13 protein-coding genes are annotated in these 14,706 nt (G+C 68.1%); 3 read left to right on the top strand and 10 right to left on the bottom strand.

Going from position 1 to position 14,706, the window contains the following annotated elements:
* Positions 1-955: 955 nt before the first annotated feature.
* On the top strand, positions 956-1,756 hold the full coding sequence (locus C447_RS09410) for a DUF7847 domain-containing protein (protein WP_029601958.1): 801 nt from the start codon (positions 956-958) through the stop codon (positions 1,754-1,756).
* A gap of 480 nt (positions 1,757-2,236) precedes the next feature.
* Here the strand turns inward: C447_RS09410 and C447_RS09405 are convergent, their stop codons facing one another.
* A complete protein-coding gene (locus C447_RS09405) occupies positions 2,237-3,265 on the bottom strand; it encodes a DUF1616 domain-containing protein (RefSeq protein WP_007693259.1) in 1,029 nt (342 codons plus the stop codon).
* A 161-nt stretch (positions 3,266-3,426) separates the two neighbouring features.
* On the opposite strand from C447_RS09405, the gene C447_RS09400 reads away from it, so the two are divergent.
* A complete protein-coding gene (locus C447_RS09400; RefSeq protein WP_007693258.1) occupies positions 3,427-4,137 on the top strand; it encodes a hypothetical protein in 711 nt (236 codons plus the stop codon).
* Here the strand turns inward: C447_RS09400 and C447_RS09395 are convergent.
* Genes C447_RS09395 through C447_RS09385 form a run of 3 tightly spaced genes read right to left on the bottom strand, consistent with a single transcriptional unit; the run spans position 4,124 to position 8,570 of the window.
* A complete protein-coding gene (locus tag C447_RS09395) occupies positions 4,124-4,831 on the bottom strand; it encodes an ABC transporter ATP-binding protein (protein WP_007693255.1) in 708 nt (235 codons plus the stop codon). The two genes, C447_RS09400 and C447_RS09395, sit on opposite strands and share 14 nt — an antisense overlap.
* Positions 4,832-4,886: 55 nt before the next feature.
* Positions 4,887-7,940 carry an FtsX-like permease family protein gene (locus C447_RS09390; RefSeq protein WP_007693252.1) on the bottom strand — a complete coding sequence of 1,018 codons (3,054 nt, stop codon included), beginning with the start codon at positions 7,938-7,940 and terminating at the stop codon, positions 4,887-4,889.
* Between the two features lie 54 nt (positions 7,941-7,994).
* Entirely contained in the window at positions 7,995-8,570 is a 576-nt protein-coding gene (locus C447_RS09385) for a metal-dependent hydrolase (RefSeq protein ID WP_007693251.1), read from the bottom strand.
* 87 nt (positions 8,571-8,657) lie between these two features.
* On the opposite strand from C447_RS09385, the gene C447_RS09380 reads away from it, so the two are divergent.
* Positions 8,658-8,984, top strand: a complete 327-nt coding sequence (locus C447_RS09380; RefSeq protein WP_007693244.1) for a hypothetical protein — start codon at positions 8,658-8,660, stop codon at positions 8,982-8,984.
* A gap of 132 nt (positions 8,985-9,116) precedes the next feature.
* Here the strand turns inward: C447_RS09380 and C447_RS09375 are convergent, their stop codons facing one another.
* The 6 genes from C447_RS09375 to C447_RS09355 form a co-directional block, all read right to left on the bottom strand.
* Positions 9,117-9,992, bottom strand: a complete 876-nt coding sequence (locus C447_RS09375) for a universal stress protein (protein ID WP_007693242.1) — start codon at positions 9,990-9,992, stop codon at positions 9,117-9,119.
* A 201-nt stretch (positions 9,993-10,193) separates the two neighbouring features.
* Positions 10,194-10,364: a hypothetical protein gene (locus tag C447_RS17930; protein WP_153300721.1), complete on the bottom strand. Its 171-nt coding sequence runs from the start codon at positions 10,362-10,364 to the stop codon at positions 10,194-10,196.
* Positions 10,365-10,637: 273 nt separating this feature from the next.
* Positions 10,638-11,933 (bottom strand): O-acetylhomoserine aminocarboxypropyltransferase/cysteine synthase family protein, encoded by a 1,296-nt coding sequence (locus tag C447_RS09370; RefSeq protein WP_007693241.1) that lies wholly within the window; start codon positions 11,931-11,933, stop codon positions 10,638-10,640.
* A 133-nt stretch (positions 11,934-12,066) separates the two neighbouring features.
* On the bottom strand, positions 12,067-13,440 hold the full coding sequence (locus C447_RS09365; protein WP_007693239.1) for a bifunctional metallophosphatase/5'-nucleotidase: 1,374 nt from the start codon (positions 13,438-13,440) through the stop codon (positions 12,067-12,069).
* Between the two features lie 99 nt (positions 13,441-13,539).
* On the bottom strand, positions 13,540-13,827 hold the full coding sequence (locus C447_RS09360; RefSeq protein ID WP_007693237.1) for a hypothetical protein: 288 nt from the start codon (positions 13,825-13,827) through the stop codon (positions 13,540-13,542).
* Between the two features lie 222 nt (positions 13,828-14,049).
* Positions 14,050-14,703 (bottom strand): helix-turn-helix domain-containing protein, encoded by a 654-nt coding sequence (locus tag C447_RS09355; RefSeq protein WP_007693235.1) that lies wholly within the window; start codon positions 14,701-14,703, stop codon positions 14,050-14,052.
* Positions 14,704-14,706 lie beyond the last annotated feature (3 nt).

Here is a 14,706-nt window from a genome sequence, read left to right as displayed (position 1 = left end):
GAGAATTCCGTCACAGAGTAGACGAATCCGAGACGTGGAACAACTACTGGCGCTGCGAAACCGTGTCCTCACTCGTTGCGGCACGCTGGACAAATGTCGTCGTCGAGATACGCTGCCAGCACGCTTTCCCCACACTCAGCACACGTCTCGACCGGCGATTCGTTCGAACTCATCGCCATGTCTGCGTTGCTCGGCTCGTCGAGTATAATCGTTTCGGGCTGTGTATCCCCCGACCGCCGCCGAATCGTGGCTTCGGTCTGGTCGGCACGAGCGCGTGGTATCGGCCGAAACGTCTCGGCTTCCGACCACCGTCGAATCACGACCTCGGTCCCGAGATCCGACCGGGGGAAAGCCGACACACATTTGTTTTCGTTGCTTGTGAGTAGAGCATAGTAGTGCAATACAAATGCGCCCTCTTCGGACACGAGATGTACACCATTTCGGAGGTCGACGGTGGCGAACGGATAGCGTGGGAGTGCGATAGATGCGGCCACGCCTTGGTGCGGGATGCTCTGTTGCCGCCGTTCACGCTCTGAGGCGAACGATGGCTTCCTCCGGCCGTCGGTCGCGTGCAATTTCTGAGTGTGAGGAGTGCCGACGAGATGGCCGGACGAGATATGCTACGGAAGGAGGAGGATGTGCCCACACTTCCAGCACGTGAGAGCGCCGTCGTCCCGCGACCCGGCCGGCTTTTCGTAGGCGGACTCGGTGCCACACTTCGGACACGTGATCTTAGACATCCGAGGACTACGGGAGACAGAACCATGAGGGTTCGCACGGGACGCGTGCGAGGACCGTTTAACCGAACGTTACTCCCAACCCTTCGCGAGTCCGTGCTTCGACGATGTGTGGCCTCCCACAGGACGATGGGGCTTTCGACGGACGATTGGTCCCGGAACCACATCACCTGATACGCGAACACAACGTTTATTGGGGGACTACTTCCCGTTGAGTTATGGGTGCGATAGCAGCGATCGGAGAGGCAGTGGACGCCGTCAGACGAAACCCGGTCATCATCCTCGTCACGCTCCTGTTCGGGCTCCTCCAGATCCCGCAGTTGCTCTCGTCGTCTCTCACCACGGATATCGGACTGGTCGTGTCGGGGCTCTTCTCGCTCGTGTTGGTGTTCGTCCTGCCGTTTTACTTCGGGGGAATCGTCGGAATGGTCGCCGAAGCGCTCGACGGAAAGACGAGTCTCCGGACGTTCCTTCGGGAAGGACGGGCCAACTACGTCTCGATATTCGGGGCATACCTGCTGCTGGGAGTCGCGATGGTCGTCTACTTCGTCGCTATCGCCGTCGTCGGCGGAGTCGGCGGGTTCTTCGCCGTGGGGATCGGGCAGAGCGGTGGTGCGGGTGCGGGCTCGCTGCTCGCGCTCGTGGGTATCGTACTGCTGCTGTTCGTGTTGTTGTTCGCCTTCTCCTTTTTCGTCCAGTTCTTCGGCCAGGCGATCGTCCTCGACGGAAAAGGTGCCGTTGGCGGGTTCAAAAAGAGCATCCGCGTCGTCTGGGGGAACAAACTCAGCACGCTCGGCTACATGGCCATCATCGTCGTGTTCTCGGCGGTGTTCGGGACCGTTGGCGGGATCATCGGCACGCTCCCGACGCTGTACGACGTGAACGATCTCCTCGTTATCGCCGCCGTTCTCTCGGTCGGCCTCGCGATAGTGACCGGTATCATCGGTGCGTTCACGGCCGCGTACAGCGTCGCCTTCTACGAGCAGATCCGCGCTCCGAAGGAGCAACCGACTGCATAGCCACGACCCCGTTCGATCCCGACGACGGCTCCGAACGCGTGGATCCACTCGAAGACAGTCCGAAAGTTCCGGTGATGGCGGTCGATCCCCTGTCGCGGTAGAGCGGTTCGAACGCCAACGCCGAACCGACTCCCGCCACTCCACACCGAACGCTCGAACCGGCACCTCGTTTCGAATCGTCGGGTGCTGTCGACCGTTACTGCAACCAGGTGGCACTTCATCGACTCACCCGTACGGGGAGTCGGTGCCAAAGACGGCCCGCGAACGGTGCGACAGAACCGTCTCCTATCACCGACCGGTCGACGACGGGATGGGATCGGGACATGGTCGAGTGTCCGAACTGCAAGTACGTTCCCCTCGAATGGAGCGGAGCCGTCGCTCCCGATACGGTCGTTCTCCGAAGTCGTTCAGCCCGCGGCCGTCTCGACACGAGTGGGCTCAAAAAACCGGACCACGAAACTCCCGAATGACCCTTCGTCGTTACGACGTCACGTTCACCCAGAGGTGGGTCTCGCGGTAGGCGTTCCCCGTCGTCGGGTTCGCCGGGGCGGGTCCTCGATAGAGCAGGTAGACCAACCGAAGCCGTTCGCCGGTCATCGTCGGCGTGACGGTGTGTCGGCGGGTCCAGGTTTCGTTGTCCTCCAGTCGCGGAGTGAACCGCTGCATCGGACTCCGTTCCAGTACCGTCGTGGAGTCGTTCGCCACCCGGACGCGCTGGAGCTGGGCGACGACGGTGTAGTTCGTCGGTCGGTGTTCGTGGTTCGAGACCCCGACCACGAGCGGTTGGCCCGCGCCCTCGGTGAAGTTCGCGGGGTAGTTCTCGGCGGTGAGCGCGCCCGTCTCGTTCTCGGTCAGGAGGTAGAACTCGCTGAACGACTCGCCGGCGGTCGGGGTCGCGACCGCGTAGGCGACCGAACTCACCGCGAGCAGGAGGCTCACCACTAGCACGACGTTCAGCACCTGGTCCGTCCGGGTTTCGGGCTCGAACAGCTCCGTGCGGGTGGCGGCGTACCACCGGCCGAACGGCACCCGGAACCGGTCCGCGGCCGGGAGCGCCAGCCGCCGGGCGGCGGCCACGGCGACCGCGACGAGGGTGAACCCGCCGATGGTGACCACGATGGGGACGAGCCGGATCCCGAACGGCGTGAAGTTGAGCGCCAGCCCGAGGAGCGGCGAGACCGCGATACTGAGCCCGAACGAGAGGGCGACGCGCTCGATTCCGTCGATGCCGTCCTCACGAGCGCGTTCGACCCGTCCGTCCGACCCGTCGTCCTCCGTCGGACCCGCCGTCCGGCCGGCCTCCGGAAAGAGCGCGGCGACGAACGCGTAGCCCGGCAGGAAGAGCACGAACGGCAGACCGAGCACGATCCGGACCGGCGTCCCGCTGACGGGCGGGACGAGCGCCGAGACCGCGGTCAGGACGACCAGCAACGCGACGACAGCGAGGTCCGCCGGCAGACGGCGGAGGGGCCGCGGGACCAACAGCCACGCGTCGGATTCGCTGCTCATGGTCGTCGGTGGTATCGATGGAGACAACTGCCGACGGCTATATCAAAGTTGGGAGTTCCGCCGGTATTCACGGCACAGCGGCTTCGTTTCCGCTCGTCGAACCTCGATTTCTCCGTCTGGACCAGTAGGATTATTATCGCTCGCCGGGCGTCTCTCGATCGATGAACCCGAAGCGACTCCGGTCCCAGGACAGCGATTCGACGGGACCGACGCGAACGCGATTGCTGCTGACCGGTGTGCTCGTCTGTCTGGTGCTGCTCGCTGGCTGTGGGGGCAACACCGACGACGGTGGCACCACGGTCGCCAACACCGAGGCACCCGTCGAGGAGACGGCGACCAGCGCGCCACCGACGATGGAGACGGCTGGGACATCGAGCACGAGCCCGTCGACGGCCGGCACCTCGACGGTCCCCGCAAACGTCTCCACCAACGCCTCGGGGCTCGAAGTGACGGTCGATCCCACGACCGAGAACACCACCGACGTGAACCTGATCGCTCACGCGACCATGACCGACGCCACGGCGAGCGAGGGCATCGAGACCATCACCATCGAGACCGGCGGCGGGCTCGACCTGACGAACGTCTCGGTCGCGAACGTCGACACCGCCGGGATCGACGAGAACGGCAGCCTCGTTCGTGACCGGACCGACGAGAGCCTCGCCTCCAGCGTCGAACGCGACGTGCAGGTGGCCGACGACGGTCGTCGACTCAGGATCGCGCTCGACGGCAACACGAGCGTCGAACCCGGCGACGAGATCGTCGCGGTCCTCGAGGGCGGCGTCGAGACCGGGAGCGCCGGCAGCTACACCTTCGGCCTCGCGGTCGACAACGCCACGGCACAGACCGACGACTACACCATCACGAGTTCGTAGCGGCCGGCTCCTCCGACGCGTCGGAATCCGTCCGGGGTACCGGTTTCGTCGTGCCGTCTTCGAGTCGGACGACGTCCTCGAAGCGCGAGCGGAGCCGCCGGTCGTGGCTGATGGTGAGCAGCGCGGTGCCGGCGGTGTCCTGCATGTCGAACAGGAGGTCGAGAACGCCGTCGGCGGTCTCGGGGTCGAGCTGACCCGTTGGCTCGTCGGCGAGGACGATCGCCGGCCGGTTTGCGAGCGCGCGGGCGATCGCGACCCGCTGTTTCTCGCCGCCGCTGAGCGTCGCGGGGTACTGCTCGCGGAGGTGGTCGATCCCGAGGGCGTCGAAGAGGGTGTCGACCCACGCCGTATCGCCACCGCCGGCGTGTTCCTGGGGAAGCCTCGCGTTCTCCCACGCGGTGAGGTCCGCGATGAGCTGGAACTCCTGAAAGATGAAGCCGATCGTCTCGCGGCGTAGCCGGGCGCGTTCGCGCTCCGCAAGCGAATCCGCGACCCGCCCCTCGATCCGGAGGGTGCCGCTCGACGGCCGGTCGAGCAGCCCGAGCACGTTGAACAGCGTGGTCTTCCCCGCCCCGCTCGGCCCCTGGACCAGCGTCCGCGCGTCGGGCGCGACCGTCATCGAGACGTCGGTGAGGATCGCCGTGTCGCCGCGGGTGACGCCGAGGTGGTCGGCGTCGAGAACGGGCGTCGTCATCGACGGCCCTTCCCCCCGAATCGGGATAAACCCTCCTCGGCCGGTCGGGGCCCGGTTATCGACGCTCCTGGTCCCGGTGGGTGGGTTCGGCGGTCGTCTCGCCGAGGAGGCCGGTCGGCGGCCGAGTGAGAAACGGGACCGTCGCGAGCACGGCACCGAGCACCGAGAGCGCGAACGCGCCGACGGCGGTTCCGAGAAGTACCCACGCCGGCGTGGCGACCGAGAGCCGGATCCCGAACAGCGTGAGCACCCCGGCCTGCCCGAGAACGCGAAGGCTGCCGACCGCGAGGCAGAGCGCGACGATGGCCGCGGGAACCGATATCAGGCAGACGTCCGCGAGCACCGTCCGGAGCACGTCCCGCGGGGTCGCGCCGGTCGCGCGGTGGACCCCGATGGCGCGCCGCCGGGCGTGGACGGTCTGGGCGAACGTCGCGGCGGTGGTCCCGACCGTCGTGAGCCCCGCGAGCAGCACCATCACCACGAACAGGAGCTGGACGTTGCCGAAGACGCTCTGGATCGCCTGACCGATGCCCGCGTTCCCGGAGTACTGCCCGTTGCTCGCGAGCGCCGAGAACAGCCGTTGGTCGCCCTCGACGGTGTACTCTGCCTGAGCGATCGGGGTACCGTTCGAGAGCAGCCGGACGGGGTAGGTGCCCGGCGAGGCGCGCCCGTCGGCCCCGGCGAAGACGCTCACGTTGAGCGAGGCGACCTCGCCCGGGTCGAGGGTCACGGTCCGGTTTCGGTTGGTTATCGCCGAGCTCAGCGTGAGCTCGCGGGACAGCCGGGCGTTCCAGGGGTTCGCGACCGTGACGTTCGCCGTCGGGCGTTCGAGCACGCTCCCGCTCCGGGGCGTGACCTGCAGCCGTGCCGAGGGCTCGCGGCGACTCCCGGTCGCGACCGTGAGGTTGTGGGTCGCGCGCGGCCGGCCGGCCTTGCTCGCCCGGAGGACGTAGCTCCCGGGCTCGGCGGGGAGGGTGACCTGCGCGATGCCGTTCGAGCCCGTGTTCGTCGTTCGTCCGCCGACGGCGACGGTCGCGTTCGGGATCGGCTCCTCGTCGGGGGTCACGACGGGAACGAACAGCGTCGCGTTCGGCGGCCCGGTCCCGGGGAGTTCGGTGGGGAACCAGAGCGCGTTCGCGGCGAGCACGCGGATCGGCTGGCTCCGCGACCCGACGCGAAGCGTCCGTTCACCCGGTGCGGGCGCGCGCAGCGACACCGAGAACTGCGTCGACTCGCCCGCGCCGAGGCTCACCGACCGGGTTCGGGTGACGTTCCCGATCGAGACCGGGACCTCGCGCGTCGCGGCGGCGTCACCCGGGTTCTCGGCGCGCACTGTCACCGAGACGGTGCGGTTCGCCGCCGTCACGTTCGGCGCGGAGGCGATCGTCGTGGTGATGGTGTCGTTGGCGCGGGCGGCCGTCCCGTCCATCCCGTCGAGGTCCGCGCCGCTGGTACGGATGTACTGGACGAACCCCTCCCGGATCGCGAGGTGGTGGGCCATCGGGAGCGGGACGACGACCTGGTCGTCGTCGACGCCGGCGGCGCTGAACACGCCCACCACGGTGACCCTGGTGACCGCCGGCGAGAAGCTCCCGCCGAGGGTCAACGGATCGCCGACCCCGACGTCGAGCGTTCGCGCGAGGTCCGCCCCGATGACCGCCTGCGAGGGGGTTCGTGGTGCGTGGCCCCGTTCGAGGCTGGCGTTCGTGACGGACGCGAAGGCGGTGTAGTTCGCGCCGAGCCCCAGGAACGGCTCGCCGTCGACGGCCTGGGCGAGGATGATCTCCGGGCTGGCGTCGACCCCGCGCGAGCGGAGCACCGTGGCGTAGTCGGCGTCGATCCGGCTGTTGAGTACGTTGGCCGAGCCGGCCTCCGCGATGGTCCCCTCGTCCTGGGTCGAGAGCGGCGCGACCGCGCCCGTGAGCGAGACGATGAGCACGACCACGACCGCGAACACCGCGAGCGTGAGCGTCGTCGGCACCACCGCCCGCGGGTCGAGTAACGTCGGCGTTAGCCGCGAGCGAAGCCGCCCGAACGTCGAGCCGTCCCGCGTGCCAGCGCGTCGAGGGGTGTCGCCGAGGCGGGTCGGGGGGCGGCGCGTCGCGGTCCGGGCCGCGAGCACGCCCGCCAGCACGCCCGCGAGCACCAGCGTCGGGAGCACGACCGCGAGCGTCCCGAGCGCGAGCGGCGTGAGCGAGGGCGTGAGCGAGATCGGGAGCCCCGCGAACACCGCGACGTTGACCACGGCGTTCGTGAGAACGAACCCGACCGCGTAGCCGAGCGCGACGCCGAGGCCGACGATCAGCCCGGCCCGGAGCCCGAACAGCCAGCGCACCCGGCGGGGGGTGCCGCCGGTCGAGCGGATGACCCGGATCGCGCGGATCCGGTCCCGAACGGTCATCCGGAGGACGTTGTAGACCACGACGAGCACGAGCAGCGCGCTCCCGACCGTCGCGGCGAGCAGCGCGGTCAGTAGCTGGCGCATCCCGGCGAACAGGAAGACGAGGGCGGCGACGAGCGGCGACCCGACCGTCGGCACCGACAGCAACCCCGTGAGGCGTTCGTCGGGGTGGATCACGAGCGCGTCGACGTCGCCGCCGCCGAGCGACCGGACGGTCGAGGCGTTCGCCACGTACCACGCGGCGGGAAACAGCGAGTCGGAGTCGGTCTGTGGGTCTATCGTGAGCGTCGTGGAACCGCTCGCGGTCCGGAACCGGCGCTGGGTCGAACTCGCTACGGGGCCCGTGACGCCACCGCCCGGCGAGGGGATCGTCGCGCGCCGCCAGTCCACCGACGAATCGGCGATCTCGGTCGGCGTCCCGTTCGGAACTCCGATAAACCGATGGCTGGAGCCGTCGGCCGCCCGGAGCACGGCGGTGGGAAAGACGAGGTCGCCCGGGTCCGCGTCGGCCGTCGCGGCGCTGAACGAGTCCTCGTAGGTGGCGGTCGCGGTGGTGTTGAGGTCGCCAGCGAGCGTCGCGGTCTGTGCGCCGGCGGCCGCCAGCAGGAGGGTCGTCCCGACGAGGAACGCCGTCGTGACCGCCACCACGAGCACCGTGAGCCGGTCGCGGCGCGACCAGCGGGTGAGCAGCGCCCGTCGGTAGCTCACGGTCGGTCGGCCGCCTCCATGGTTGTTCGATGCTTCCGGCCCGCCTCCATACCTCTATCGGATAGCGCTCTCCCGTTCGCGGGTTCGGTCGACGAGCCTCGCGAGCCGTTCCCCGACCGCCGACCACCCCGGTGCGCCGTCCACGACCCAGACGACGACGGCGAGAACGACGAGAACGAGATCGAACGCGAAGGTGGGCGTGAACGAGAGACCTCGGAAGTGGTCGACGATCCCGCCCCCGTGGTCGAACCGCGGGGGCGGGAGGAAGGGCCAACCGAACGACGAGAGAGCGGCGTACCGCCCGGCGAGGAGCGCCCGGTAGCCGTCGCCGACGAGGTGGGAGGCGTAGCCGACGGCGAACGCGGCCCCGAGATCCGGACGGCCGCGTCGGCGACAGACGGTCCAGACGGCCGTGCTGGCGAGCGTCGCGGTGAACGCCGAGTGGGCGAGCGACCGCCCGCTCGGGAGCAGATCGACCGTCCACGCGAGCGGCTTGTCGACGAGGTCGGGAAGCTGGGTGCCGAGCGCGACGAACGCGAAGCCGTAGCCGTCCGGGCGTCGTCGGGAGAACCACCGGACGAGACCGGAGTAGCAGACGTAGCCGAACGCGAGGTGCCCCCAGGGTAGCATACGGTCCGACGAACGCGACAGCGGGCCGATAACCTTGCGCTCCCGGTCGCCACCGACACTTAAGGGCAGCGCGCGACAAGGGGCGGTATGCGGCGATCACGGATCGCCCTCGTATTCGTCGGCCTCCTGTTCGTCCTCCCGGTCGTCACACCGTTGATACCCGCCATCGGGAGAAGTCGGATTTTGGTCGTCTCCGGGGTCGTCCTGAGCGGCGTGCTGGTCGCGAGCATCGCGAGAAAGCGCCACCGAACGGAACGGCGTGACGACGGAGGTGAGGGATTCTGGGGAGCGATCCCGGACTGGCAGTACGACGGCCGGTTCGTCGAGGCTGGCGGGTTGACGCGGAGCGAACAGTCCGAGGCGGTCGAGAAGGTCCGGACGGAGGCCGAGGAGATCGACAGAAACCGACGATAGGCCGAGCGGGAGCGAGCGAGAGACCGGTGTTGAAATGGGTCCGCACGAGTCTTCGGCGACGTACCCGTCGGACCGATCGGACACGACCGACCCTGTGCCGCGACGACGATATCGAGATCTCGGTGTCCGCAGCTATCGAACGGTGAGCACCGGAACGTCGATCGTTCGGACGACGCGCTCGGTCACGCTTCCGAGCAAGTACCGTTCGAGCCCGGTTCTACCGTGTGTTCCCATCGTGACGAGGTCGATGTCCTCCTGACGAGTGTAGTCCCGAATGGCGCGGTAGGGGAGCCCCTGTTCGACCGCCGTGGTGACGTCGAGCCCGCGGTCCTCGGCTCTCCCGGCGACTTCCGAGACCGCACGCTCGCCGTACTCGGTCCAGGTATCGAGCACGTCGGGGTTCATTCCGACATCGGGAGCGCCCATCAGCCCGCTCACGTCGACGACCGAAAGCGCGTGAACCCGTGCGTCGTACCGGTCCGCAACCGCGAGACCGTGTCCGACCGCGGCGGCTGCAGCCTCGCTCCCGTCCGTCGGGATCAGAACCCGCTCGTAGCTCCCGCGCTCGTCGGCGTCGGGTCGGGTGGTGAGAACGGGAACGTCGCTCGTCCGCACGATGCGCTCGGTCACGCTCCCCACGAGCAGCCGGTCCAGGCCGGTCCGTCCGTGGGTTCCCATCGAGACCAGGTCGATGTCGTGTCGGTCGAGGTACGAGGCGATCACCGCGTGGGGGACGCCGTGTTCCACCGCCGTGTGGCACGCGACGGACGTCTCGTCGGCGAGTTCTTCGAGGATTCGAACCGCTTCGGTCGCCTCCCGTTCGAACGCGTCGCGCTGTTCTCGGACCGTGGAATCCACGTCCGCGATCGAACTGCTGTACGTGCGTTCGTCGACGACGCTCAGGAGGTGAATCCGACTCTCGAAGGCCGTCGCGAGGGCCAGTCCGTGGCGGGCGGCGGCCAGTGCGCCCTCGCTGCCGTCGGTCGGGATGAGGATGGTATCGTACATCGAGTGACACGCTCGTCCGGGAGTTCGTCCCGGATCGCGGTAAAAACCGCTCCCCTATCCAATCCGGAAGGAGTGGGGACGTGATTTATATAGGGAACGGTCGTCTCATCGGATCCCCCGGGCGGACGGTCACGGATCCCGCTTCGGACGTTGGGGGATCGATCGCTGTCAGTCCCTCCGACCGGACGGCCGTCGGACCGGTCACTCCACGTCGATCCAGCCGCCGAACGTCTCCCCCGGGAGTCGTTCCTTGAACCACGCATCGCAGTCCCGACAGCTCCACACCCGCACCGTGTTGCCGCCGTCGTCTATCACGCCCTCTTTCCACAGGTCTTCGTGGTCACACGCTCCGGAGGTGTCGGCGTCGCTCATCGTGTCACCCCTCGAATCGAGGACAAAGATATCCCTCGATCTCCGACGCGGTCGGCGATGCCGAACTTCCTGGGTGCCGGCCTCATCGTGACGGTGTGGCTCCGGGATCGGTCATGCAAGGGTCGATCGTGTGAGGCTCGATCGTCGCAGGGGTGGCGATCCGGTCGGATACGCGCCGGTCTTCGAGCGGGATGGGTGTACGACCCCGCTGGTTACGCGAGACGAGCGGTCGTCGTCCCGTCGAGACCGGCTGTCGGCTCCCGAACGTCGAGGTCACTGCGTCGATTCGATGGCCCGGTCCAGGTCCGCGACGATGTGCGCCGGGTCCTCGATTCCCACCGACAGACGGACCAGGTCGTCGGTAACGCCGGAGGATTCCTTCTCGGCGTCGCTCAGCTGCTGGTGGGTGGTGCTCGCGGGGTGGATGATGAGCGTCTTCGCGTCGCCGACGTTGGCGAGCAGGCTCGCGAGCTCGGTCGACTCGACGGTCTTCCGGGCGGCCTCGTAGCCGCCCGCCAATCCGAAGGTGATCATGCCGCCGTAGCCACCGTCGAGGTACTCGCTCGCGGTCTCGTGGGTCGGATGGGAGTCGAGTCCGGGGTACGTGACCCAGGCGACCGCCTCGTGGTCCTGGAGGTACTCCGCGACGGCCATCGCGTTCTCGCAGTGGCGGTCCATCCGGAGCGGGAGCGTCTCCAGCCCCTGGAGGGTCTGCCAGGCGTCGAACGGTGACTGCTGATTGCCGAGGTCGCGGAGCCCGCGAGCGATCGCGGCGTAGGTGAACGCCGCGTCCCCGAAGGCCTCGACGAAGTTCACGCCGTGGTAGGCCGGGTTGTCCGTCGCGATCTCGGGGTACTTCTCGGGATAGTCGGCCCAGGGGAACGAGCCACCGTCGACGACGACGCCGCCGACGGTCGTGCCGGAGCCGTGGAGCCACTTGGTCGTCGAGTTCCAGACGAGGTCGGCACCGTGGTCGAGCGGCCGACAGAGCGCGGGCGTCGCGAAGGTGTTGTCGACGAACAGCGGGGCACCGTTGTCGTGGGCGATGTCCGCCACCCGCCGGATGTCGGGGGTGTCGAGCGCCGGGTTCCCGATCGTTTCGAGGTGGACGTACGCCGTCTCGTCGTCGATGGCCTCCTCGTAGGCGTCGTAGTCGAGGGTGTCGACGAACCGCGTCGAGACCCCCCGGCGCTCGACCGAGTGGGTGAGGTAGGTGTAGGTCCCGCCGTAGAGCGAGGACGCCGAGACGATGTTGTCGCCGGCCGACGCGAGCAGGAACGTCGTGAGGTCCAGCGCGGCCATTCCAGAGCCGGTGGCGGCCGCCCCGACGCCGCCTTCGAGCGTCGCCATGCGCTCCTGGAGGGTCTCCACCGTCGGGTTCATCAGCCGGGAGTAGATGTAGCCGGGTTTTTCGAGCGCGAACTGGGCGGCGGCGTCCTCGGCGTCCTCGAAGACGTAGGAGGTGGTCTGGTAGAGCGGCGGGGCGCGTGCGCCGGTCGCCGGGTCCGGTTCCTGTCCCGCGTGGAGCGCGTCGGTCGCGGTCGACTGGTCTGTGGGATCGTCGCTCATACCGGTCGATCACGAGGACCACCTATTAAACGACCGAATTTTCCGCCGGGTCGAACAGCGACCGGACCGGTCGGTCGATGGACCGTGTCTCCCCGTGAGAATTATCCGGTTTGGTTCGGTTCGTTCGAGTTCCTCACTGCTCCGGTCTGGCGATACGGTCCCCGGTACCGACCGCGAGGCCGCCGTTCGCCGCGTGCGCGACGAGGTGGTCGTACTGCAACCCGTGATACGAGCGGACGTCCTCCCCGGTCAACGTGGGCATCGTCTCGGTGACGACGAAGTACTCCTGAATCGCGACCGTGTATTCGCGGTCCGCGGCGAGCGGGTCGCCGTCGATGCGGACCGCCTCGAACGTGTCGGTCGTATCGTCCCAGACGACCGACGCACCCGAGACCGAGAGCAGCCAGCGCTCGGTCTCGGCGGAGGGACAGGCGACCGCGAGCGCCTTCCGGAGCGCGGTTCCCGATACGGAGAGCGTCGTCAACCGATTGCCGAACGGCGAGACGGCGATCACGTCCCCCGCGGAGACGTCGCCGGCGAGCGGCGGTCCCGTCCGAAGGGAGCTGGCGTGCATGACCCCGACGTCGGCGTCGGTCGCCACCCGGTACGCATCGGCGACGAAGTTTCCCAGCCGTGACTCGCCGGCGGTGAGCGTCTCCCTGTCGCGGACGACCGGTTCGTCGACCTGCGCGACGATCGTATCGAGTTCGAGCGCTTCCCGAACCCGAGTGTAGGTGTCGAGCAGAGCCTGGTCGGGGGCCGCCCCTATCGAGTCGTGGAACGTGTACTCGCCGTCAGTCGTCGCTTCCACGACGCCGGTCCCGCCCGTTCGGACGAGCAGTGTGCCGTCGTGGGTTCCGGCGTACCGCTCGTGGAGGTGGCCCCCGACCACGAGGTCGGCATCGGCGGCGGTTGCCACCGCCGGGTCGTCGCGACCGCAGTGGGAGACCCCGACCACGTAGTCGACCCGCTCGCGGAGGTCGGCGGCAGCCGTCCGTGCGGCGTCGACCGGGTTCGTCACCCGGAGGCTGGACGCGTTCGGCGTGATCGCCGGGAGCTGGGTGGTCGTCACGCCGAAGACACCGACACGACCGGCCGCCGTCTCGAAGGTACGCGTCGGTCGGACGCCTGCTTCCGCGCCGAACGGTCCGTCGTCGGTGTGGAGGTTCCCACACGTCCAGCCGGTCGGAAGCTCGCGAACGAGCGTCCTCGCGCTCGCGGGTCCGTGGTCGAGGTCGTGGTTGCCGAACGTCTCGACGTCCGGCTCGACCGCTCGGTAGAACGGTGCCGCGATCGCACGCCCGGGACGTGTCGGAAGCTCGACACCCTGTTTGTTGTGCGAGACGGTCGATGCGACCCCGAGGGCCGTGTTGTCGCCGGCTCCGACCAGCAGCGTGTCGTCGTCCCGTCGTGACAGAAGGAAGCTCCCGAGTCGGGCGATGGATTCCGGCTCGTCGTAGATCCCTTCGAGGTCCGAATATCCGATCACGGTGAGCGGGTCGGCCATACGATGTGTACTCTCCAACGGGGTGGTATGTACTGCCCGGATCGCGATACGGACGCGATGGAGACCGCTTGCCTCGGGAGAGCGCGGCCGTCCGCACACTCACTGGAGCGCCACGAAGACGAGCAGAGCGAGTTCGAACACGAGAGCGACGAACCCGAGCGCGAGCCAGCCGTTCCCGACCGAATATTCGGCGGGGTCGTGCTGATAGAAGGTCACGGCTCCACTGAAGACGTTGATCGCGCCGACAGCGAGGAGTGCCCACCAGCCGTTCTGTCCATCCCTCAGAAGGAGCACGCCGATCAGAGCTACGAGAAGGCCGCCGACCACCATCATGCCCGATTGGAGGGAGAGCCGTGATATCGGCAGCCGGTCGATCGTCTCGGCCATACCGGTCGTTCGGTCGGCATCCCACAAGAACCCCGATGACTAACGTCTGCCCGGGGGGAAGGATCGAGAGCACCGAATAGAGCCCAAAAATGCCGCGATTTCCACGCCGACGACCCGCCGGGTGCTCGGTTCGTACTCGGCAGGGTCGCGAAGCCGAGGAACGGTGATCCTCGTTCCGCTCGTCGCCGGCATGACCCACCTCCTCGATGCGCTCGGCGTGCTCTAGGCGCACACGTACTCGATCATCGCCGCGACCAACTTGTTCTCCGCACGCCGGAGGTGTTCCTCGGCGGTCCGTCGTTCGACACCGACTTCACTGGCGATGGCGGCCGTCGTGGTCTCCCGCGGGATCTCGTAGTACCCGAACTCGTGGGCGATCGCGAGGGTCTCGCGCTGGCGTGTCGAGAGGTCGGGGAGGATGCCGTCGAGGGTGAGCAACGGCGCGTCGTGGGTGACCGCCTCGATCTCGCGCGTTCGCTCGACCGAGACCGAGAACCCCGCCGTGACGAGGTCGCGATAGCACGCCGTGAGGTTGGCCGGGTCGAGCGCGAGCACGCGACAGGACTTCGCGCCGCGGGCGTAGCGCAGAGGTGGCAAGAGCAGGCAGTCGTGGCGGGCGAGGTAGGTCTCGATGAGGTCCCCCTCGTGGCGTTGCAGGCAGTCGCCGGTGATCACCACCAGTTCGTCCGGTCGCTGGAGGCGCTCTTGCACGCCGACCTCCTCGCGGACGTGGGCGAGTATCTCGTCGCTCGCGCTGCCGGTGACGTGGAGGAGGTCGCAGTGGTCGTTGCACCAGAGCTCGACGCGCGCATCCGTGCCGGCGGTCGCGGCGGCGTACGCTCCATCCCCCTCGATACGGAAGGTCGCCTCGTGCATACC

This window comes from Halococcus hamelinensis 100A6 (genome assembly GCF_000336675.1).
GTDB lineage: Archaea > Halobacteriota > Halobacteria > Halobacteriales > Halococcaceae > Halococcus > Halococcus hamelinensis.
The sequence above is the reverse complement of the archived record's forward strand: the minus strand, read 5'-3'. Positions and strand labels throughout refer to the sequence as shown.